19 protein-coding genes are annotated in these 20,547 nt (G+C 36.2%); 8 read left to right on the top strand and 11 right to left on the bottom strand.

Annotated elements, in window-relative coordinates; translation table 11 throughout:
- Positions 1-378: 378 nt before the first annotated feature.
- Positions 379-711, bottom strand: a complete 333-nt coding sequence (locus tag EG339_RS06435; protein ID WP_228459712.1) for a Y-family DNA polymerase — start codon at positions 709-711, stop codon at positions 379-381.
- A gap of 260 nt (positions 712-971) precedes the next feature.
- Between EG339_RS06435 and EG339_RS06430 the strand changes: the two genes are divergently transcribed.
- The 6 genes from EG339_RS06430 to EG339_RS06410 all read left to right on the top strand — a co-directional run bounded on the left by EG339_RS06430 (position 972) and on the right by EG339_RS06410 (position 5,552).
- The gene (locus tag EG339_RS06430; RefSeq protein ID WP_123869390.1) at positions 972-1,472 is read left to right on the top strand and encodes a M15 family metallopeptidase; all 501 of its coding nucleotides are present in this window, start codon (positions 972-974) and stop codon (positions 1,470-1,472) included.
- 189 nt (positions 1,473-1,661) lie between these two features.
- Positions 1,662-2,699, top strand: coding sequence for a patatin-like phospholipase family protein (locus tag EG339_RS06425; RefSeq protein WP_123869389.1), 1,038 nt, complete (start codon positions 1,662-1,664; stop codon positions 2,697-2,699).
- A gap of 234 nt (positions 2,700-2,933) precedes the next feature.
- Positions 2,934-3,104 carry a hypothetical protein gene (locus EG339_RS24185; protein ID WP_164466418.1) on the top strand — a complete coding sequence of 57 codons (171 nt, stop codon included), beginning with the start codon at positions 2,934-2,936 and terminating at the stop codon, positions 3,102-3,104.
- A gap of 409 nt (positions 3,105-3,513) precedes the next feature.
- Positions 3,514-4,434, top strand: a complete 921-nt coding sequence (locus EG339_RS06420) for a helix-turn-helix transcriptional regulator (protein WP_123869388.1) — start codon at positions 3,514-3,516, stop codon at positions 4,432-4,434.
- 84 nt (positions 4,435-4,518) lie between these two features.
- On the top strand, positions 4,519-5,115 hold the full coding sequence (locus EG339_RS06415; protein WP_228459711.1) for a hypothetical protein: 597 nt from the start codon (positions 4,519-4,521) through the stop codon (positions 5,113-5,115).
- A gap of 5 nt (positions 5,116-5,120) precedes the next feature.
- Positions 5,121-5,552: a nucleoside deaminase gene (locus tag EG339_RS06410; RefSeq protein ID WP_123869387.1), complete on the top strand. Its 432-nt coding sequence runs from the start codon at positions 5,121-5,123 to the stop codon at positions 5,550-5,552.
- 85 nt (positions 5,553-5,637) lie between these two features.
- Here the strand turns inward: EG339_RS06410 and EG339_RS06405 are convergent, their stop codons facing one another.
- The 5 genes from EG339_RS06405 to EG339_RS06385 all read right to left on the bottom strand — a co-directional run bounded on the left by EG339_RS06405 (position 5,638) and on the right by EG339_RS06385 (position 11,418).
- The gene (locus EG339_RS06405; protein ID WP_123869386.1) at positions 5,638-6,183 is read right to left on the bottom strand and encodes a GNAT family N-acetyltransferase; all 546 of its coding nucleotides are present in this window, start codon (positions 6,181-6,183) and stop codon (positions 5,638-5,640) included.
- 46 nt (positions 6,184-6,229) lie between these two features.
- Positions 6,230-6,988 (bottom strand): type III pantothenate kinase, encoded by a 759-nt coding sequence (locus EG339_RS06400; RefSeq protein WP_123869385.1) that lies wholly within the window; start codon positions 6,986-6,988, stop codon positions 6,230-6,232.
- A 102-nt stretch (positions 6,989-7,090) separates the two neighbouring features.
- A complete protein-coding gene (locus EG339_RS06395) occupies positions 7,091-8,929 on the bottom strand; it encodes a M1 family metallopeptidase (RefSeq protein ID WP_123869384.1) in 1,839 nt (612 codons plus the stop codon).
- 183 nt (positions 8,930-9,112) lie between these two features.
- Positions 9,113-9,583: a DinB family protein gene (locus EG339_RS06390; protein WP_123869383.1), complete on the bottom strand. Its 471-nt coding sequence runs from the start codon at positions 9,581-9,583 to the stop codon at positions 9,113-9,115.
- Between the two features lie 143 nt (positions 9,584-9,726).
- Positions 9,727-11,418, bottom strand: coding sequence for a DUF6909 family protein (locus tag EG339_RS06385; protein ID WP_123869382.1), 1,692 nt, complete (start codon positions 11,416-11,418; stop codon positions 9,727-9,729).
- A 306-nt stretch (positions 11,419-11,724) separates the two neighbouring features.
- Between EG339_RS06385 and EG339_RS06380 the strand changes: the two genes are divergently transcribed.
- Both EG339_RS06380 and EG339_RS06375 read left to right on the top strand, forming a co-directional pair.
- Positions 11,725-13,920 (top strand): glutamine synthetase III family protein, encoded by a 2,196-nt coding sequence (locus tag EG339_RS06380; protein WP_123869381.1) that lies wholly within the window; start codon positions 11,725-11,727, stop codon positions 13,918-13,920.
- Positions 13,921-14,417: 497 nt separating this feature from the next.
- Positions 14,418-15,128 carry a C40 family peptidase gene (locus tag EG339_RS06375; protein ID WP_123869380.1) on the top strand — a complete coding sequence of 237 codons (711 nt, stop codon included), beginning with the start codon at positions 14,418-14,420 and terminating at the stop codon, positions 15,126-15,128.
- A 123-nt stretch (positions 15,129-15,251) separates the two neighbouring features.
- Here EG339_RS06375 and EG339_RS06370 read toward each other — a convergent pair whose 3' ends face one another.
- The 5 genes from EG339_RS06370 to mreC all read right to left on the bottom strand — a co-directional run bounded on the left by EG339_RS06370 (position 15,252) and on the right by mreC (position 20,537).
- Positions 15,252-15,833: a pentapeptide repeat-containing protein gene (locus EG339_RS06370; protein WP_123869379.1), complete on the bottom strand. Its 582-nt coding sequence runs from the start codon at positions 15,831-15,833 to the stop codon at positions 15,252-15,254.
- Positions 15,834-15,915: 82 nt separating this feature from the next.
- On the bottom strand, positions 15,916-17,145 hold the full coding sequence (gene rodA / locus EG339_RS06365) for a rod shape-determining protein RodA (protein WP_123869378.1): 1,230 nt from the start codon (positions 17,143-17,145) through the stop codon (positions 15,916-15,918).
- The gene (locus tag EG339_RS06360) at positions 17,142-19,187 is read right to left on the bottom strand and encodes a penicillin-binding transpeptidase domain-containing protein (RefSeq protein WP_123869377.1); all 2,046 of its coding nucleotides are present in this window, start codon (positions 19,185-19,187) and stop codon (positions 17,142-17,144) included. Before EG339_RS06360 ends, rodA begins: the two co-directional genes overlap by 4 nt.
- On the bottom strand, positions 19,184-19,690 hold the full coding sequence (locus EG339_RS06355) for a rod shape-determining protein MreD (protein ID WP_066694303.1): 507 nt from the start codon (positions 19,688-19,690) through the stop codon (positions 19,184-19,186). The genes EG339_RS06360 and EG339_RS06355 overlap by 4 nt, the downstream gene beginning before the upstream one ends.
- Positions 19,683-20,537 carry a rod shape-determining protein MreC gene (mreC, locus tag EG339_RS06350; protein ID WP_123869376.1) on the bottom strand — a complete coding sequence of 285 codons (855 nt, stop codon included), beginning with the start codon at positions 20,535-20,537 and terminating at the stop codon, positions 19,683-19,685. Before mreC ends, EG339_RS06355 begins: the two co-directional genes overlap by 8 nt.
- Positions 20,538-20,547: the final 10 nt, after the last annotated feature.

Raw genomic sequence — 20,547 nt, 5'->3', positions numbered from 1 at the left:
ATAATTAGTTGGTAGCTAAAGTTTATTCTATTATAAAATACTATAACTAGCGTTATATAGAAACGTTTCAATCCTAAAGTTAGGCATTATTATACATTCCAATTCGTAAAGAAATATCTAAATAATAGTAAGTATTTTTAAATAAAAATTCAATTTTTCTTTTTAAGCCACTTTTAAATTTATACAAAAATATCTTTTTTTATTAATTAAAGCACTACTACAAATACTTCTATTTACGTAATAGTTAGATTAGATCAGTTTAAGATACAATTTTAAGTAAAATTTTATAACTATAATTATGGGAAACCGTAAATATTATCGAAATAGAGTTATCAAAATATTCATTGATTATCAATCTCTTATTATCATAAACTATTCTCAACTTACGATTAAAAATAACTTTCGATAATCAATACTATAAATTTCATAGTCTACAACATAAGAACAGGCAATATTAATGACCTGTTGGCTCTTATAGTTATAAAGTTCAAATTTTGCAGAAAAGCTTTTTACATCATGCTCTTTAAAAAGATCTTTGTATTGAAATGCTGGGGCTGCCATAGGAATTCCCAGGTCTTTTGCCTCCTTACTTCGGGATACAACACATCCATCGTTGTTGGAAAGTACCACAACGGGCTTGCCTTCAAGGTTAGGATCCAAAGTCCTTTCACAGGAAACAAAGAAGTTATTGCAATCTACCAGCGCATACATGATGATTGTGAATTATCTATACAAAATTATTATTTTTCAGAAATAAAATCACTTTTTAATCCGGAATTAACATCACATTTAACACACTGAAAAACAATTGAATATTATTTTTAAATACGACATGTTTTGTCGCATTAGGAGTATAGCTTTGTTTTCAAAAACAATTTCTAAATTATTCTTTAGTGCTGATGGTTTTTTAATTAATATACGTCAAGTTTTGTCGCTTCCTGCTCCTACTTTTGTTTCAAATAATAAAGATTATGGATAAAGTAACATTGGAACGAATTAACAGCCTTCACCCATTGGTAAGAGATGAAGTGAAGCAGATTATCAGGGAATGTGATGAGGCCCTCACCGGTAGAGCCAAAGTAAGAATCACCCAGGGGCTAAGGTCTTTTGAAGAACAGGAAAAACTTTATGCAATTGGAAGAATAACGTCTGGTAAAAAGGTAACAAAAGCTAAAGCCGGGCAAAGTATTCACAATTATGGTCTCGCTGTGGATATCTGCCTTATAATTGATGGGAAAACAGCCAGCTGGGACACTGTAAAAGACTGGGATAATGATAAGGTTGCAGACTGGTATGAATGTGTGAAGATTTTTGCAAAACATGGCTGGGACTGGGGAGGAAACTGGAAAACATTTAAAGATCTCCCTCACTTTGAAAGAAAGACAATCCCGTTAAAGAAAAAGGCCGCAAAAACCCATTGGAAAAGGCTTTTAAAGATGCAGAGAGACCAGCAGAATTATGTTGTTTTTTAATTCTTTTTATTCAAATTAAATATAATACGTCAAGTTCTGTCGCTTCCCCACCCTACCTTTGTTCTGCAAGAAAACAACAAAAAACAACAAGATCCGGACATGGGATTCAATCATTTTTTTCTTATCAAATTATGGGTTCCGTAGGATACGTTGCAAAGTATTCTTTTAAAAAATAAGTAACAAAATAACATGAAAAAGACAACCATTCTTTCTTTGGACGGAGGCGGAATAAGGGGAATTATTACCTGTATTATTCTGCGCTACATAGAAGAACAGCTCCAGTATTATGATAAACCGAGTGCTAAGCTTGGGGATTATTTTGATCTGGTGGCAGGCAGCAGCACAGGAGGACTGATTGCTTCTATTATTCTATGTCCCGATGAAGTCCGTAAAGCAAAATATTCTATCCAGAAAGGATTGGAATTGTATGCTGAAAAGGGCGGCGATATCTTCCAGGTTTCCTTTTGGGAAAAACTGGTTAATCCATTTGGATTATTGAATGAAAGAATTTCTCAGGAAGCTCTTGAGAAAAACCTGAACGACTTTTTTGGAAATTTAGAATTAAAGGAATTAATAAAACCATGTTTAATAACAAGTTATGATATAGAGAACAGAAGAGCTAAACTTTTCAATTCATCTGAAGCACATCTTAGCACAGATAATTTCTATGTAAAAGACGTCTGCAGAGCTACTTCAGCAGCACCTACCTATTTCAGCCCGGTACAGATCAAATCTATGTATGGCCAAATCTTCAGCCTGATTGATGGTGGGATGTTTGCAAATAACCCTGCGCTTTGTGCTTATGCAGAAGCCAGAAAAATTCCTTTTGCAGAGGTCTTAAAGAACCATCAGAAGGCCAACCATCCCGGAGTAAATGATATGATTCTTATTTCTATCGGGACAGGAATTGAAGCCAGACCATATTCTTTTAAAAGACTGGAAAAAGCTGGTAAAATTGGCTGGGTAAGCCCTATTATAGATATATTAATGTCTGCCAACGCAGAAACTGTGGACTATCAGCTTTCTCAAATGTTTCAGACTTTGGGGTTGAGAAATCAGAAAAACTATTACCGTTTAAATCCTTCACTGAAAAATGCTTCGCCGGCGATGGATAATGTAAGACGGTCTAATATTGAAAATTTGATACAGGCCGGATTAAGCTATATTGACGATCACAGGGATACATTGAACCAAATTGTTCAGAAACTCATTAAAAATAAAATATAAGCCTTTTACCTTATAATTCTCTCATATAAGCTCTGGAGATTATATTAAAAAAAATAAAATATTTTTTAACACGTCAAGTTTTGTCGCTTCACTCTTCTACCTTTGGAGTATCAGAAAGACACAAAAACAACTATCAACAAAAATCTAAAAACACCTTTGAATTCACCATTCACTTATGCTGAACAGCCCAAAATATGTTCAAAATATAACCAACACCAAATCACAAAACAAAACATGGAAACATCCAGTCACAATACAGATATACTCTTCGATGAAGATCTCTACACCGTGGAATGGAGTGACATCGAAAATGCTGAGATGGATTATGAAAACTATCTCAATGATATTGAAAATTTCTTCAGACAGGATTTTGAAGAAGATATTCTTGAAGAAGATACTTTTTAAATAAAGTTTAAAAACATGACTAGTTCTGGTGCTGTCTGCCATTATCTTTAGAATCTCTATAATACACAAACAGTCTCATTACATTCTCAATACCTTTGAATCGCCATTCACAAAATGTTAGACAGCCAGAACTATGTCTGAAAATATAAAATCACGTGGAAATTCGGTTTGTGACCACTAAAAACAAGGCCAAGATTCTGAAGCAATCTTATAAAGCTTCGCCTATAACCAAATCGCAATTTATTGTAAAGAGTTATTTTCAAAATTAAGATTAAAGTATTTTGAGTAATAATTCAATAAGCCACAGTATTTCTGTGGCTTATTATTTTGTCCAACTTCATAATAAAAAATTAAAACACGACAAGTTTTGTCGCATTAAGCCCATATATTTGTGGTACAAAATTTTACCATGAAGAAAGATTTTTATCTGACAAGATATGCCTTAATTATTAAAAGATTAGAAAGTTCCCCGGCTACCTATTCACAGCTGGAGGACTATCTTTTAAATTCTTTTGAATTCCAGGATGCAGGAATCAAAAGCTATTCTATCCGTACCTTGCAGAGGGATATCCGTGAGATTTCCGATCTTTTCAACCTTTCTATTCACAATAAGAAAAAAGGTGATAACCGATATTATATCGAAAGCCGCCCCATCATGGAAGTGGATGAATACAACCAAAAGCTGCTTGAATCTTTCCAGGTAAGCAATGCCCTGAATCTTCATCCTGACTTTTCAGACTTTATTTTCTTTGAAAGCCGGAAGCCAACCGGAATAGAGCATTTTTATGATCTCTTCTTTGCCATCCGGAACAAAAGAGTGGTAACCTTTGAACATTACAATTACAAAAACAAACTGATGACTTCCAGAAAGGTTCATCCATTGGCATTAAAAGAATCCAAAGACAGATGGTACCTTATCGCAATTGATACTAAAGATAAGGTTTTAAAATCATTTGGATTAGACAGGATTAATTATCTGGATGTAGCTAAAAACCAGTTCAGAGAGAAATACAAATACAATTTCCGAGAACATTTTAAAAATGCTTTTGGTGTGATGAATCTGGCAGAGCAAAAGCCACAGAATATTGTACTGAAATGCAGCCGTCATCAGGGGGAATACATCAGAAGTTTTCCTCTTCATCAATCCCAGAAAGAAACGAAAGAAACCCCGGAAGAGATCTATTTTGAGTTCTTCCTTCACCCTACTTATGATTTTATGCAGGAAATTTTATCTTATGGAAAAGAGGTAACGGTATTAGAACCGAGATGTTTAGTTGATGATATCCGTAACCATCTTCAGGAATCTCTGAACCGCTATCTGGAAAGTTAAAGAACCGTGAATCATTCTCATATTTTTTAATTATATTTACATAAATATCCCTTTTTGAGAACTTTATTCATTTGTGTCTTTTGTATGATCTCTTCGTTTTGCTTATCTCAGCAGAAAGAAGAATTCCGGCTGGTGAAAAATTATTACAACCAGCACAGAGGTATGCTGAATAATGAATTCAGGAAAAAGTTTGATGCGGAACCCAATGCCCTTAAAAAGAATGTAATAAAAGGAGATTTCCTCTTTTTCATGAAAAAAATGGATAGCATTGAGAATACCGCATTAATTGGAGCTTTATTGAGAGTAAGAAATATTGAAGATCTTCAGACTTTAAAAACTACAGCAGGAATTGTTCAGGATTTTAATGATACGTCTGCAAATGTGGAAAAGATTGCAGACTATCCCGGCGGCATCAATACCCTGAGGCAGGAGGTTGCAGATCTTTTGTATGTAGATGGTGTGAATTCCAACTCCAAAACAGTAAAAACAGATGTTGTCTTTATTGTAGAAAAAGACGGAACAATCAGTAATGTTCATGCCCAGGGAGATAATTTCACGTTTAACAGGCAGGCAGAAATTGCGCTGTACTCTATTTCTGAAAAATTTTCCCCAGCAATGGTAAAGGGTGATCCCGCAAGATTCCGTTTCAGAATTCCTTTAACGTTAACGATGGTTGATTAAATTAGATGTTTACTGACGAATATTATATGAGAATGGCACTGCAGGAAGCAGAGGCAGCTTTAGAGCAGGATGAAGTACCTATTGGATGTGTGGTTGTCTCCAATAACCGTGTTATTGCCAGGGCACATAACCTTACAGAAACGTTAAATGACGTAACAGCCCACGCAGAAATGCAGGCGATAACCTCAGCAGCCAATTTCTTAGGAGGTAAATATTTAAAAGACTGTACACTGTATGTTACGATGGAACCATGTGTTATGTGCTCAGGTGCCCTTTCATGGTCACAGATTTCCAGAGTAGTCATTGGTGCCCGGGATGAACAGAGAGGCTTTATTAATAAGCACCTTTCATTGCACCCAAAAACAGAGGTTGTAACAGGCATTATGGAAAACGAATGTTCTGCTATTGTTAAAGACTTCTTTAAAAGCAAGAGGTAATTTTTTCACCAAATATGAATGAATAAGAGCAATCAAATAAACTAAAAAAACAGCCATCAGGCTGTTTTTACATTTTTATAAAGGGTTACTCCAATGAATCTTTAAAGATAGAATACATGGCAAGGTCATAATATTCCCCGTCTTTTTTTACATGCTGCTTCAAAAGCGCTTCCTGTTCCATTCCTATTTTCTCCATAATTTTTCCGGAGGCAGGATTGTGAAGGAAATGAGTAGCATAAATTTTATTGATTTCCAGATCTTTAAAGCCAAAATTAATAACAGCTCTGGCTGCTTCGGTAACATACCCTTTGTTCCAGTAAGGAATTGCTATCCAATATCCTAATTCCGCCTTATCGTCCTCTCTGTCGTGAAGTCCGATAGCTCCAATAAGCTGTTCTTCCTTGTTTCGAATCCCAAACGTAAAGCCTGTCTTGCTATCAAAGGCCTCTTTAGACATTTTCAGCCAGAACTTAGCATCATTTTCAGTGTAAGGATAAGGAATATTGGATGTAAGATCCGAATAGATTCTATGCTGAAGAAATTCCACAATAAAAGGAATATCTTTCTCTTCCAATCGGGAGAGAATCAATCTTTCTGTTTCTATTACCGGAAATTCTTTTAACTCTTTCATTTTATTTATAGTTATCTGGGAAAAAAATTAATCACAGGTAAGATATTTACAAATCTTTTCCAAGGAAGTAAAGTCCTTTCAAAGTATGCAGCCTATCCATCACGTGAATTTTCTCCGTTAAAGGTTTATATACATGGGAAACACCTCCTGTAGCTACAACAAAGCAGTCATCATTCACCTCATCATTAATACGATCAATGAAACCTTCCACCATTCCAAGGAAACCATATACCATTCCGCTCTGCATACAGGTTACTGTGTCTAATCCAAGTACTGATTTTGGTCTTTTCAATTCAATTTCAGGAAGCTGGGCAGTTTGGCTGATTAAAGAGTTTAAAGAAGTAACAATTCCAGGAGCAATAATTACACCTAAGGTTTCACCCGTTTCCGCCACACAGCTTGCTGTAAGCGCTGTTCCGAAATCAATAACGATCTTTTTCCTGTTGGGATAAAGATTATGGGCAGCAACAAGGTTAGCATAAATATCTGTTCCCATCTGCTTTGATTTTGCCTGCACTCCTGATGGAGTTGCACGGTCTACAATTACCGGAGTAATGCCATGGATTTTTTTTATTCCGGAGCTCATTACTTTCGTAAGCTGAGGTACTACAGAGCCAATAATTACTTTCTGTATTTCTTTAGGTTCTACTTTATAAGTCTGATAAAGCATCAGCATCTGTACATAAAGTTCATCTGCCGTTCTGTAAGGTTTTGTATTGATTACCCATGAAATATCACAATTATCACCATTAAAAAGGCCGAATCTGATATTGCTGTTCCCTATGTTAATTACAATTGAATTCATTTATATTTAAACAGGCTATGATTTGAAAAAATTTGAGCTCCAAATTTATAAAAAAATAAAAGGAGTACTTATAAATACTCCTTTTATCTCTATGTTTATCTTTTATTTTACTTCTACAATATTATCTGCCATATTCACATCTGCAAGTCTCTGGCTGAAATCTATTCCCAATACAGACAATTGAGATTTTGTATATGGAATGGTGATGGTATATTCTTTTTGGGTCCAAGGCCAGTAAGGCATCGTCTTGAATTCTCCATAAGCATCTTTTTCCTTCCAGGTATGGGTCATATTCATTGGGATCTGATAGGTAACAATCTTTTTATCCGTAGTCATTATGCTGAAATCAATCGGCATTGGTACCTGACCGTTATTGATAAGGGTTACAGTTGTAGATTTCGCATCATATTTTATATCCTTAACTCCGTAATCAATTGTTTTGGTGGTATTGATCCAGTAATTGTGGAACCATTTTAAATCCATTCCTGAAACTTTTTGCGCAATATGAAGGAAGTCCCTGTCTGACGGATGTTTCATACTCCATTGATCATAATATTGTTTTAAAGTTTCTGCAAGGTTTTGTTCACCCATTATATAACCTAACTGTACCAGATACAATTCTCCTTTTACATAAGAAGCATAAGTATAAGATGTTCCGTTATCATGGTGATCTCCTAACCAGACAGCAGGTTCTTCAATGCCTTTTTTAACAAAGTTTCTGTATGCATTCAGTGTATTGGCAAACGGATTAGGAAGTTCTTCCGGAAACAGCTGATACATGGTATATCCTTCTGCATAGCTCGTAAATCCTTCATCCATCCATGGGCGTACAGATTCATTGGTTGCAAGCATTTGCTGATACCATGAGTGGGCTCCTTCATGCGCCATTAATCCCATCAATCCCTTAATATCTTTGGCTTCCCCAAGGATCATGGTACACATTCCGTACTCCATTCCTCCGTCACCTCCCTGAATAAAGGCATATGTTGGGTACACATACTTCCCGAAGTGGGAATTCATAATCTGGAAATACTTGGTAATATACGGCTGAGCTTCCTCCCAAACTTTAGTTTTATCATTTTTCTGATACACTAAATATACTTTTGGTCCTTCCGGAACATTAAAACTTTCTACAGAATAATCCCTGTCTGCACTCCATGCAAAATCAAGAATATTTTTTGCAGACCATTTCCAGGTTGCTTTTTTATCTTTCTCTGTCTTAATCTTGGCAGCAGCATCATATCCTTTTACCTCTGTTGGATTTTCTAGAATTCCTCCAGCTCCTACTACATAGTCTTTATTGATTTTAATAGTCACATCAAAATCTGAGAATGGTGCATGGAACTCTCTTCCCAGGTAATCAAAAGTTGCCCAGCCATCATAATCATACTCAGCAATTTTAGGATACCATTGAGTCATCGTCATATCCACCCCTTCTCTGTTGTTTCTTCCGCTTCTTCTGATCTGTTGAGGAATCACGGCATCCCAATCCATCGTGAAAGTTGTGGTTGAATTGGGCTTGATAGGTTCTGCCAGATATACTTTCATAATCGTTTCCTGAACTTCAAACTTCAGATCCTTACCATTTTGTTTAATCCAGTGAATATTCTGAGCGCCTTCCTGATCTTTTGGAATGGAAGCCAATCTTGAGATACCATCTTTCTGCAGTCTTCCGTCACCATTTTTGCCCTGAGAAGTTACTCTCTGATCCATCATAGAATTAGGTTTGAAAGCATTCCAGTATAAATGAAAATAAACCACATTCAGCTCATCCGGCGAATTGTTGGTGTATTCTAAAGTTTGTTTTCCCTGATAGGTAAATTTTTCAGCATTGACATCTATATCCATCCTGTACTTCGCAGCCTGCTGATAATAAGCTCCTTGCTGAGCCTGAAATTGTGAAATGATAAACGCAAAAATGATTGCAGCCGATTTTCTCATTTAAAATTTTATTTTTTCTAAAGGTAGGTAATTTAAACAAAACCCTCAAATGTGGAGTTATAACAAGGTTTTGTCCTGTTTTTATCTGGTTTTAGATGAATCTTATTCTAAATTGTTAAAGGAGTTGTAAATTTTTTTTACCCACTGATTTTCACAGATGATAATGGATAGTATCCATTAATCTTAATGGGCTTTCAATAATTTCTTAATCAAAGTGATTTGCCCTAAATGATAATAGGCATGCTCAATCATCCCATCAATATTTCTTTGATAGGTTCCATACCTTTCATCCACAAATACCTCATCGAGCTTTGAATCCGGTATCTTTTCCAATAATTCTGCAAACTGTTCAGAATCTGACCACAGCTTATTCAATAAAGCATTCCATTGCTCCTTAGATTCTATAGGTGGCAGGTCAAAACTGTATTGATCTTTTATTTCCAGATTTCCCCCCTTAAAAACAGGAATAATTCCGGCAATATAATAGTCAATATGAAAAGTAAGCATAGCAATGGTGTTTAAAGAGCCAATCTTTGTGACGGCCTGTTCCCAGGTGACGTCAGAAAGCTGATCTTTAAAGTTCGTATTGGCTATCCAAAGACCATCAAGCATTACTTCCCTGAATCTTTTAACTAATTGTGATATTGAACTCATAATAGATATGTTTTTCTAAAGATAAACAATTAAAGAACGGATTTTAAGCTATCGTTAATTTTGCAGATGGTAAGATCCCTTTAAAACAAAAAAACCTCAGCTGTAAAAACAGCTGAGGATTATATTATCGTAGGAAATTAAAATTATTTTTTAGCAGAAACTTCTTTCTTCCCGCTTTTTAAGATCTTTTCAAGGATTCTTAAAGTAATCAGATAGGTTGGTTTTACCCCTGTAAGACCTAATCCCCCTGAAGATAAGGTACTTCCCGTTTCCAACGGATTATCCGAAGCATAATATGCATAACAAACGAACAGATCCGGTGAAATGTGATGTCTGATCTTGGATGCTACCTGAATCGCTTTCTGATAATGAGCGCCTTCCATTTCAAGACCAATCGCTCTCCATGACGTGTTCATAAAGTAAGAAAGAATATCTTTATTCTGAAGAGAAGTCCCTAAAACAGTAATCATTGGTCCCTCAAAAGCTTTCAGTTCATCATCTTTAAAATCCTCAAGCTTCAACGCGTTTTCAAATGGATAGTTATCTGCGGTTCCTTCAAAGATGTGAGAAGTCGGAATCATAATATCTCCCTTTTCCCCGGTAAGAATACCAGCTTTACCCATAATGGAAACAGACTTTACGTGCATCATATACACTTCTCCTTTATGTTCGTAAGGCTTCAGCAATTCATCCATTACTTCAAAAGCCTGCTCTCCGAAAGCATAGTCAAATACCATTACCACATCATCTCCTGAAAACTTAGCATCGGCAAATGGAGTATTCTTCAGGTTTGTTTTGCTGAGGTCAATGATCTGTACATCGATATTACTTCCGCTTTTATCAGCAATATGGATCATTCCTTCATCCATGGCAAATTTTAATACCTTGTCACGAAGATCCTTTTTGTTGGAAATCTCTTCATACAGTTTATAATCTACCTCATGATGATGTTTCTTTTTAAGGGCATCATTAGCATACAGCATATTTTTTACGGAGTGCATGTTTGCAGAAATGATATGTAGCGGGCGGGTATGAAGATTGTTTTCAAATAAAACATCTTTCACTTTATTGGCCCATTTCTCACCAAAATAGTGATGTCCTACCCTTTCCTTTAATATCGCACTGAAATGAATTTCTCTTTCTGTAGTTCCTTTTGCATCTTCAAGACTTACTTTCCCTAGATTGTAGATGATTTTAAATAAACGGTCCGGGTTATTATCATCCCCAAAAGTATTGTAAGCTCTTAATGTTTCATCAAAAGTCCTTCCTATTAAAGAAGAAAGGTGGATTAATGCCACTTCTTTTTCTTTTCTGCTGAATTTCTTTTCCCCTTTCACTACTTCTTCAATAATTTTGAAGGCACGGGTAGGCTTCCAGTTTTCATCCTGAATGAACGCCAGGTTACGGATTTTATCAGCCTCTATAAATAAAAATGTAAGGTGGGTAAGAATGTCATAAATTTCAGAACGGCCCAAAAGAACCTCTATATTCATCTGGTGTTCGTCTATTCTATAACAGTTTCTTCTTCTTTTCTTCGGAACAATAGGTTCGAAACTTCCTTTATCAAACCCTTCATCAGATGTAAGATGAATAAAAGCACATTCCTCAATCCCTTCCGGAAGCCTATCTAACACATACATTAAACCATCAAGTTCCAATTTGTTCGGAATATTCATGGTACCATAAATTTCCGGATTGATGGTTTTCAACAAGCTTCTGATACTTTCTCCTGAAACACCTCCTGGCTTGAAAAATCCTCTATAAAATAAGTGTCTCATAGAGATGTATAATCTTTCAATAGCCTCTGTTGTTTCTCTTGCTCTAGAATTTGTCATAAAATAAATTTCACACAAATATACGAAATCTTTGTCCATTTTATTTTAACTATCTTTTAATAAGTAGCTTAAATTCGCATAGGATTACAGGATGTATCATATAAAATGTATTTACCATCTTCCACCTTCCCAAAAAGCCTTTCAACATTAGATTTTACCGCTTAAAACAACAAACACCCCCATCCAAAAACCACCAAACAGCCGTTTAATTTATATGAAATTTCAAAACACCCCTTAAAATTTCAGGGTCAAAGTATTTTTGATTCGTTTTTTTCGTAAATTTGCCCTATCAAAATTAACCCAAATATGTCAACCTTAAGATTCAAAGCGTTAGAAACCCTACCATTTAAGGATTTCAGAAGAGATAACTCTGTTGAAGTTCCTGTGAAATTATCAGAATTATTCTGCCAAAATGTTTTCTCAGAAGAAACAATGAGAGAATATTTAACGAAAGAAGCATTCCAGTCTATTATGGATGCAGTAAAAAAAGGGACTAAAATCCAGAGACACATTGCAGATCAGGTAGCTGTAGCAATGAAAGACTGGGCAATGAGCAAAGGAGTAACTCATTACACTCACTGGTTTCAGCCTTTGACAGGGACAACCGCAGAAAAACACGATTCTTTCTTCACTCCTATCGAAGGAGGAAGAGCTATTGAAAGATTCAGCGGAAACTTATTGATTCAGCAGGAGCCGGATGCGTCTTCTTTCCCGAACGGAGGAATCAGAAACACTTTCGAGGCCAGAGGTTATACCGCATGGGACCCCACTTCTCCGGCTTTCATCATGGGAACTACATTATGCATCCCATCTATCTTCATCTCTTATACAGGAGAAACTTTAGATTATAAAGCGCCTCTTTTAAGAGCATTGAACGCTGTAGACGAAGCTGCAACCAGCGTAATGCAGTATTTCGACAAAAATGTAACAAAAGTAACTCCTACTTTAGGTTGGGAGCAGGAGTATTTCCTGGTAGATTCAGCATTATACCAATCCCGTCCGGACCTTGTATTAACAGGTAAGACATTGTTAGGACACTCTCCTGCAAAAGGACAGCAGCTTGATGACCACTATTTCGGTTCAATTCCTACAAGAGTAATGAACTTCATGAAAGAGTTGGAGATCGAATGTATGAAATTGGGTATTCCTGTAACCACAAGACATAATGAGGTAGCTCCAAACCAATTTGAGCTGGCTCCAATGTTTGAAGAAGTAAACGTTGCTGTAGACCACAACTCTTTATTGATGGATATCATGGCAAGAGTAGCCCACAAACACCACTTCCACATTTTATTCCACGAAAAGCCATTCGCAGGAGTAAACGGAAGCGGAAAGCACAATAACTGGTCTTTAGCTACAGATACAGGTGAAAACCTTTTAAGCCCGGGAAAAAACCCTAAGAAAAACTTACAGTTCTTAACTTTCTTTGTTAACACTATCAAAGCTGTTCACGAGTATGCTGATCTTTTAAGAGCAAGTATCGCATCTGCAAGCAACGACCACAGATTAGGTGCTAACGAAGCTCCACCGGCAATTATCTCCGTATTCATCGGAAGCCAGCTGTTCAGCGTTTTGGAAGAGCTTGAAAAAGTAACCAACGGAAAATTATCTCCGGAAGAAAAAACAGAATTAAAATTAAATGTAGTAGGAAAGATTCCTGAAATTTTATTAGACAATACAGATAGAAACAGAACTTCCCCATTTGCATTTACAGGAAATAAATTTGAGATCAGAGCGGTAGGATCATCTGCAAACTGTGCAGAATCCATGACAGTAATGAACACTATTGCTGCTAAACAGCTTAATGATTTCAAAAAAGAAGTAGACGCACTTATTGAAGGAGGCCTGAAGAAGGATGAAGCAATCTTTAACGTGTTAAGAGAATACATCAAGCAGTCTAAGAATATTATGTTCGAAGGAGACGGATATTCTGACGACTGGGCTAAAGAAGCTAAGAAAAGAGGATTGAACAACCTTAAAACCACTCCGGAAGCTCTTAAGCAGGAAATGGACAAGAAATTCCTTGATCTTTATGAAGAAATGGGAATCTTTAACCACAGGGAAGTTGAAGCAAGAAACGAAATCAAATTAGAGAAATATTCTACTGTTATTGATATTGAAGCAAGAGTATTAAGTGATATCGCAAGAAACCACATTATTCCTTCTGCTTTAAATTATCAGAACAGATTAATTGAGAACGTTAAAGGTCTTAAAGATATCTTCGGAGACAAAGAATTTAAACCGTTGGCAAAAGAACAGATGAGCCTAATCACCAGCATTTCTGAAAATGTTTCTAAAATTAAGCTGGGTGTTGAAGACCTTATTAAAGCCAGAGAAGCGGCAAAAAGCATATCAGACAGCCAAAAGCAGGCAGAAGCATACTGCAACAAAGTAAAACCTTTATTTGAAGGAATCAGAGAAGCTTCTGACAACCTTGAAATGATGGTAGACGACGAACTTTGGCCGTTGACAAAATACAGAGAAATGTTGTTTACAAAATAACATCTGTAAAGTTCCATATTAGTTTAAATTCCTCAGTTTTCCTGAGGAATTTTTTTATTGTATTTACCCCTCCCTTTGTTAAGATTTAGAAAACTCATATCTGAAATACTTTTCAAAATCTGATTTAAGATGAAAAAGAGACATAAGATCTAAAGGTGTCTGTAAAAAACGTCCAAAACCCTTATTAATAATGAATTTCCGTAAAATTTATTTTGTTTTTTTAACAGCATCGAAAATTAGAGTTTTAAATTACAAAACATGATTTATAGAAGAAAATCGACATATTTTGTTAAAGAATCTTAATAAAAAAAACCGCAGGCTTACCAAAAATAGGCAGTTGCGGTTTATTTTTCTTTAACATATGTAAATAATATGTTAAATAGTGTTAAAATAAGATCCTGACAATTATCATATCAGGGGTCTTTTGCTCGGAATCTCTACTTTTGTAATGCTTTTGAAAATAAATATTCCATTTTAACACGGTTAATCAAATATATATGAAGAAAAGAGTTTTGTTTTATTTAGTCGCTTTAGTTACTACAGTATCATTGCAATCGTGTGCTACCAATTATGTAGTGTCAAAACCAGCAACTTACAGTAAAGAATACAAAACAGATGCCAAACTAGCTTCTATTGACAACAAAAAAATGGAGCTGGATAAGCAGAAATTAATTGACTCTTTCCTTGCTGAAAAAGCGGCATCTATAGCAAATGCTAAAAAAGCTGTTAAGAATTCTGAGATTGCAAAAGCAATCAAACATAATAAAACCATCGACGGTATCCTTGAAGAAGCTGAAACATACCTTGGAACTCCTTACAGATATGGAGGAACTACAAGAAAAGGTATTGATTGTTCAGCTTTTGTTCTTTCTGTTTTCGGGGCTGCAGCAGGGCTTACTCTACCAAGAGTAGCGGCTTCTCAGGCTCAGGAAGGGGAAAGAGTAGAAAAAGGAGAATTACAGAAAGGAGACTTAATCTTCTTTTCTCATGGAAGAAGAATCTCTCACGTAGGTATTGTAGAAAGTGTTACTGAAGAGGGTGAGATCAAATTCATCCACGCAGCAACATCTAAAGGAGTAATGGTTTCTTCACTGAATGATTCTTACTGGGGGCCTAAATTCAGATTCGCAAAAAGAATAATTAATGAAGAAGGAGAAGCTTACAACAATCTAGCGTCTACTACTCCGGCTACACCAGCAAATTTTTAATTTTATAAATAATTGATTTAAATAATGAAGCCATCAGAATTCCTGATGGCTTTTTTATTTATAATAAATTTTGATATTTGTTGTGACCCAATATTTCGGGCCATTAACCTTAGCTTTTAAAACCTAGTTACTCCTGTCTATTTCAATGTCCAGCTTATATAACAGACCATAGACTTCTGAGAGCGAGAATTTGGCCTTTTTAAGCCTATTTAAAGCTGGATCTATAGAATAGTTAACAGAAGTTCTTAAATCTGCCTTTTCGAGATTAGTGTTATCGAAAACAGCTCCGGACAGATCACAGTTGCCGAAGACTGCATTTGATAAATCACATTCTGTAAAATCCACTTCAACAAGCTTAGAATTTTTGAAAACAGTTTTCTTTATGGAAGTCTGGTAGAAAACTGAATTATGCAGAATACAGCCATCAAACTTAAAAGACAGGCCAAAAGCATTACAGTCATTAAACTGCAGCCCAAGCATTTTACATCCCATGAAAAATACATCTCTGAATGCTTTAGAAGCAAGTTTTGTCATGCTGAGGTTACAACCTGTAAACTCACAGTCTGTAAAACTGAAACCGGATAGATTTCCATATTCAAAACTACAATTCTTAAAGGTACAGTTCTCATATTCACCTTTTTCCAATGGAAACCGGGTAAAATCTGTATTTTCAAAATTTTGATCCAAAATAAAAGCGTCTTTCATAAAAAGTAGTGATTTATAAGTATACCAATAGCGTCCACAGATTCTGCAGATCTAAAAATAAGTTAAGTTGTTTTGGAAATAGCTATACTAAGCTGTTCTTATCCGAATAATTAAGCTTAAAGAAAATAAAAGTCATCATAGAAAAGGCCAGCAAAGAACTTCCTCCATAACTGAAATAAGGAAGCGGAATCCCAACAGTTGGGAAAAGCCCCATAACCATTCCTAAATTGATGGAAAAGTGCATCAGAAGGATGGAAGCAAAGCAATATCCAAATACGCGGTTAAAAGTGGATTTCTGTTGCTCTGCAAGGTAATAGATCCGTCCGATATACACCATATAACATAAAATCAGAATAGCGCTTCCTACAAATCCCCATTCTTCTCCTACGGTACAGAAAATATAATCAGTTTCCTGCTCCGGAACGAATTTCCCCTGGGTAACAGATCCTTCCCGATATCCTTTTCCTAAAAGCCCTCCGGATCCGATGGCTGTTTTGGAATACAATAAGTTATACCCCGAAGTATCTCTAAACGCCTTTTCACCTTTATAAAGAACCTCAATTCTTTCTCTCTGGTGCTTAGGCAGTTTTTCTAAAATATAGGGAGACCCGAACGCCAGTCCGCATAATAAAAGAATAGATCCTGAAATTCCAGAAATAGAAATCACATCCCAGGACATTCTATGGTAATTCATTGCGATCAGAACACCAGCAATGATTATAATAGCTGCAGCTACATAAACGGGAGGTATTGCTAAGGCTACTAAAAAAACAGCAGCGAAAATAAAACCTATCCCAAATAATAACCCACTTAATCCTTCCCTGTACAAAGCAATAAAGAAGGCAATAAACACAAGCATAGATCCCACATCCGGAATAGCCAAGACTACTGCTGCCGGAATACCGATAATTCCTAAAGCTGTAAATAATGATTTCCTGTTCTTAAGATTAAAATCAGGCCCGGAAACATAGTTTGCCAGCATTAAAGCGGTACCAATTTTAGCAAATTCAACAGGCTGCATGGTAAAGCTTCCGAACTTATACCAGTTCTTTTGCCCTAAAATCTCCTTTCCGAAAGGGAAAAGACCAATAAGCAGAAGTACTCCGCCTATATAAATAATAGCTGCCATATTTTCGAAAAACTTGCTTCTTCCAACAAATATGATAAGCCCTACAAATACAGATATACAGAAAAACATTAATTGCTTCTCTCCCAGTTTCTGGTCAACACTGTAAATATTCGCAATAGCAAAAATGCAAAGCAGGAAATACAGCCCAAGGCCCAGTTTATCTATTCCTTCTGTCCATTTCATTGCTTTGTAGTTTTTTTAGCAGTGTTATTTTTTTTAGCGTCCTCTTCTAATTTTTTTTGAAGCTTGGCTTTCTGTTGTTTAATAAGGTCCAGACTATCCTTTATTCTTTTCTGTTTAATTGAATCAGGTTTAGGATCTTTATAAAGCCCTTTACGTTTTAAATCAGCAATCCATTGCCTTTTGTATTCCGGCATGAAACTCGAGGTAATCATTTTTTTGTACAGATTTTCCCTTTTCAGATCTCCGGTAATATATTTTTCAGCAATCACGGTACACGCCGGGCCTGCCCAGGTAGCTCCAAATCCTGCATGTTCCATTACTGCCACCACAACAATTTTTGGTTTTTCAGCAGGAGCAATAAGAACAAAGATAGAGTTATCCTTTCCTTGCGGAACCTGCGCTGTACCTGTTTTCGCCAGCTGTGTAAAATCATTTGACTTCAATCCTCTTGCAGTTCCTCTTAACACTACAGCTTCCATACCTTTCAGAACAGGTTCAAAATGCTTTGGATCTACCAGAGTTTTATGTTTAACCTTAAATCTTGGGTCTGGGTTTGGTTTCCCATCAATGGCTTTTACAATATGAGGTGTATAATACCATCCTCTGTTGGCAATAGCAGCCACATAATTAGCCAGCTGAATAGGTGTTACCAGAACATCTCCCTGCCCCATTCCATTATAAATGGCACCGGTTGACATTTCATCCCAATTCTTAAAATCTGTTCTCTGGGATCCGCTGGCTTTCATGATGGCTTTAAACCTTCTCTCATAAAAGTCTCCGGAAGGGATTCTTCCCTTTGCCCCTACAGCAAAGTCATTATTTAAAAATTCTCCAACACCAAAGCTGCTCATGATCTTTTTCCATTCATCAACACCTTTTGAAGGATTTCCAGGATATTTTTTGATAATGGCAATAAATGCATACGTAAAGAAACAGTTACTGGAAACCTGAATGGAAGGAATAAGCGGATCAGCTCCACCATGTCCTTTAATTCTTTTTCCTTTATAAAAAAATCCACCTCCACAAGGGAAAATAGTCTTTTCATCCATTACTCCCATCTGCATGGCAGCCAGAGCCGTTAGCAGTTTAAAAGTGGAACCCGGCGGATATCCTGCCTGTAAAGAACGGTCAAAAGTGGGTTTATTTTCATAAAGCGTATCTTTTGACAGGGCATATAAGTTTTTAGATTTATTAGGTCCGGTGAAAAGGTTCGGATCAATATCCGGTCCGGTTGCAGCCACCAGCACTTCTCCATTATTAGGATCTATGGCTACTATTGCACCATGCTTGTTGACAAGCATTTCTTCAGCGGTTCTCTGAAGATCATAATCAATAGTCAGAGTGATATCTTTACCCGTAACTACATCTTTATCTAAAGCTCCGTTTTTATAAGACCCGATATTCCGGAGTCTGATATCTTTCTGGATGTACTTCATCCCTTTTATCCCACGAAGTTCTTTTTCATAAGACTTTTCTACTCCTGTTTTCCCGATAAAGTCTCCTGGTAAATAGTAAAGGGAGTCTTTTTTAATCTCTCTTTCATTGACTTCACTGGTATATCCTAAAAGGTTTCCGGAAGTAGATACTTCATACTGACGCTGAGGTCTCTGTACAATATTAAAGGCTGGATATTTAAAGATAATCTCCTGCACTCTTGCAATATCTTCTCTGCTAAGATCCTTTAAAAAAGTCATAGGAGTCAGCTTAGAATAATACTTTTCTTTTTTTATAACATTGATCTTGTTGATGAAATCCGCTTTAGAAATCTTCATCAGACTGCAAAAGCCTAAGGTATCAAAATCAGGTTTCATTAAAGCCTGGGTAAAGGAAATTTCGTAAGCAGGCTGGTTTCCTACCATGATCTTCCCATTTCGGTCAAAGATAACTCCACGCTGGGGAATTACATATTCAATTTTAATGGAAGTGTTGGCCGCGTTCAGTGCATAGCGGTCTGTAAACAACTGCAAATACGCGAGTCTCGCCACAAAAATAAGGGCGATAACAACAAGAACAGAAAAGATTTTTAAATAACGTGTGTTCAAACTTTTTGTTTGATTTTAAATATTAATGCGTAGATAACGATAAATATAAATGAAATTACACTAGTCACCAAAACATTAAATAATATTTCAAAAAACCTGCTAAACTTAAAGAACTCAATATATTGTACTAAAAGCTGATGCAGGAAAATACTTGAAAATAAAAACAGCAAAAACTGCGCCCATTGCAGGGACTGAAAAGAGAAAAAGTCTGTGGATGTATCCGTAGACGTTCTGAATATCAACGTTCTGAAATAAGCTATCAGCGTTGTTGCAAAGGCATTAATTCCCCATGAATAAAGGAAACCATCAATAGATAACCCTATTAAAAAGCTTAATGCCAGGAATTGAAATTTATTTCTAAAAAAAGGATAGAACATAACAAATACAGGATATAATACCGGAGTATATTTCCCGAAAATAGTAATCCTGTTCAATACAAAAATCTGTAATGCAACAAGAAAGATCATGATCAATATATCGGTAAATAAAGTCCTGCTAATCATTTTCCTTTTTTATTACAGCCTGCATCGTGTCCTGAATTTTCTGTACTTCAGCTTTTTTCAGGTTTTTCACGACATACACTTTACTCAATGCACCCATTTTTTCACTCAGTTCCACGGAAATATCCCAAAAACCGGTTTTATTATCTACTGAATATCCGGCAATAGTGCCAATCATTACCCCTTTCGGGAAAATAGCAGATTTCCCGTCTGTTACAACGGTATCTCCTACTTTTAAAGCAACATACTTCGGAATATCTGCAAGGTGCATCACCCTGGAGTTATCTCCGTTCCATGTTAACGTTCCAAAATATCCGGAATTTTTCAGTGACGCATTAATTCTGATCTTATTGACACTCAATACCGACTGAACCAATGCATAACTGTCTGTAGAATTGATAACAATCCCCGCAATACCTCTTGGCGCCATCACCCCCATCTGAGGGAATACTCCGTCTCTGCGGCCACGGTTGATTGTAAAGTAGTTATTTCTTCTGTTGATACTGTTGAAAACAATTTCACCGTCAACAAAAGTATAGATCTGACCGCCTCCGATGGTATCATGCACTCTTTTGAAAACCGGATTTTTCGCTCCGTCTTTTCCATAAAGTTCTGCCATAAGAGCTTTATTCTGAACCACAAGATCTTCATTGATCTGTTTTAACTTCAGATAAGAAACCCCTTCATCAATATATCCGGAAACCCATGAGTTCAATGCAGCCGTCTGGCCTGCAATCCAGGATCTCTGCATGGCATTTCTGGAGAATATCAGAACCAGAGCAATAATTTGCAGGAATATAAAGAAGACAAAGAGTGTGTTCTTCGAAAATAATCTCAGCAAAAATCCCATTCAGATATAC

The organism is Chryseobacterium bernardetii (assembly GCF_003815975.1).
Classification (GTDB): Bacteria; Bacteroidota; Bacteroidia; order Flavobacteriales; family Weeksellaceae; genus Chryseobacterium; species Chryseobacterium bernardetii.
The sequence above is the reverse complement of the archived record's forward strand: the minus strand, read 5'-3'. Positions and strand labels throughout refer to the sequence as shown.

Excerpts from the sequence above, each read along its gene's own strand:
- EG339_RS06435 (WP_228459712.1), bottom strand. The coding sequence starts at position 711 with ATGTATGCGCTGGTAGATTGCAATAACTTCTTTGTTTCCTGTGAAAGG.
- EG339_RS06430 (WP_123869390.1), top strand. The coding sequence starts at position 972 with ATGGATAAAGTAACATTGGAACGAATTAACAGCCTTCACCCATTGGTA.
- EG339_RS06425 (WP_123869389.1), top strand. The coding sequence starts at position 1,662 with ATGAAAAAGACAACCATTCTTTCTTTGGACGGAGGCGGAATAAGGGGA.
- EG339_RS24185 (WP_164466418.1), top strand. The coding sequence starts at position 2,934 with ATGGAAACATCCAGTCACAATACAGATATACTCTTCGATGAAGATCTC.
- EG339_RS06420 (WP_123869388.1), top strand. The coding sequence starts at position 3,514 with ATGAAGAAAGATTTTTATCTGACAAGATATGCCTTAATTATTAAAAGA.
- EG339_RS06415 (WP_228459711.1), top strand. The coding sequence starts at position 4,519 with ATGATCTCTTCGTTTTGCTTATCTCAGCAGAAAGAAGAATTCCGGCTG.
- EG339_RS06410 (WP_123869387.1), top strand. The coding sequence starts at position 5,121 with ATGTTTACTGACGAATATTATATGAGAATGGCACTGCAGGAAGCAGAG.
- EG339_RS06405 (WP_123869386.1), bottom strand. The coding sequence starts at position 6,183 with ATGAAAGAGTTAAAAGAATTTCCGGTAATAGAAACAGAAAGATTGATT.
- EG339_RS06400 (WP_123869385.1), bottom strand. The coding sequence starts at position 6,988 with ATGAATTCAATTGTAATTAACATAGGGAACAGCAATATCAGATTCGGC.
- EG339_RS06395 (WP_123869384.1), bottom strand. The coding sequence starts at position 8,929 with ATGAGAAAATCGGCTGCAATCATTTTTGCGTTTATCATTTCACAATTT.
- EG339_RS06390 (WP_123869383.1), bottom strand. The coding sequence starts at position 9,583 with ATGAGTTCAATATCACAATTAGTTAAAAGATTCAGGGAAGTAATGCTT.
- EG339_RS06385 (WP_123869382.1), bottom strand. The coding sequence starts at position 11,418 with ATGACAAATTCTAGAGCAAGAGAAACAACAGAGGCTATTGAAAGATTA.
- EG339_RS06380 (WP_123869381.1), top strand. The coding sequence starts at position 11,725 with ATGTCAACCTTAAGATTCAAAGCGTTAGAAACCCTACCATTTAAGGAT.
- EG339_RS06375 (WP_123869380.1), top strand. The coding sequence starts at position 14,418 with ATGAAGAAAAGAGTTTTGTTTTATTTAGTCGCTTTAGTTACTACAGTA.
- EG339_RS06370 (WP_123869379.1), bottom strand. The coding sequence starts at position 15,833 with ATGAAAGACGCTTTTATTTTGGATCAAAATTTTGAAAATACAGATTTT.
- rodA (WP_123869378.1), bottom strand. The coding sequence starts at position 17,145 with ATGAAATGGACAGAAGGAATAGATAAACTGGGCCTTGGGCTGTATTTC.
- EG339_RS06355 (WP_066694303.1), bottom strand. The coding sequence starts at position 19,690 with ATGATTAGCAGGACTTTATTTACCGATATATTGATCATGATCTTTCTT.
- mreC (WP_123869376.1), bottom strand. The coding sequence starts at position 20,537 with ATGGGATTTTTGCTGAGATTATTTTCGAAGAACACACTCTTTGTCTTC.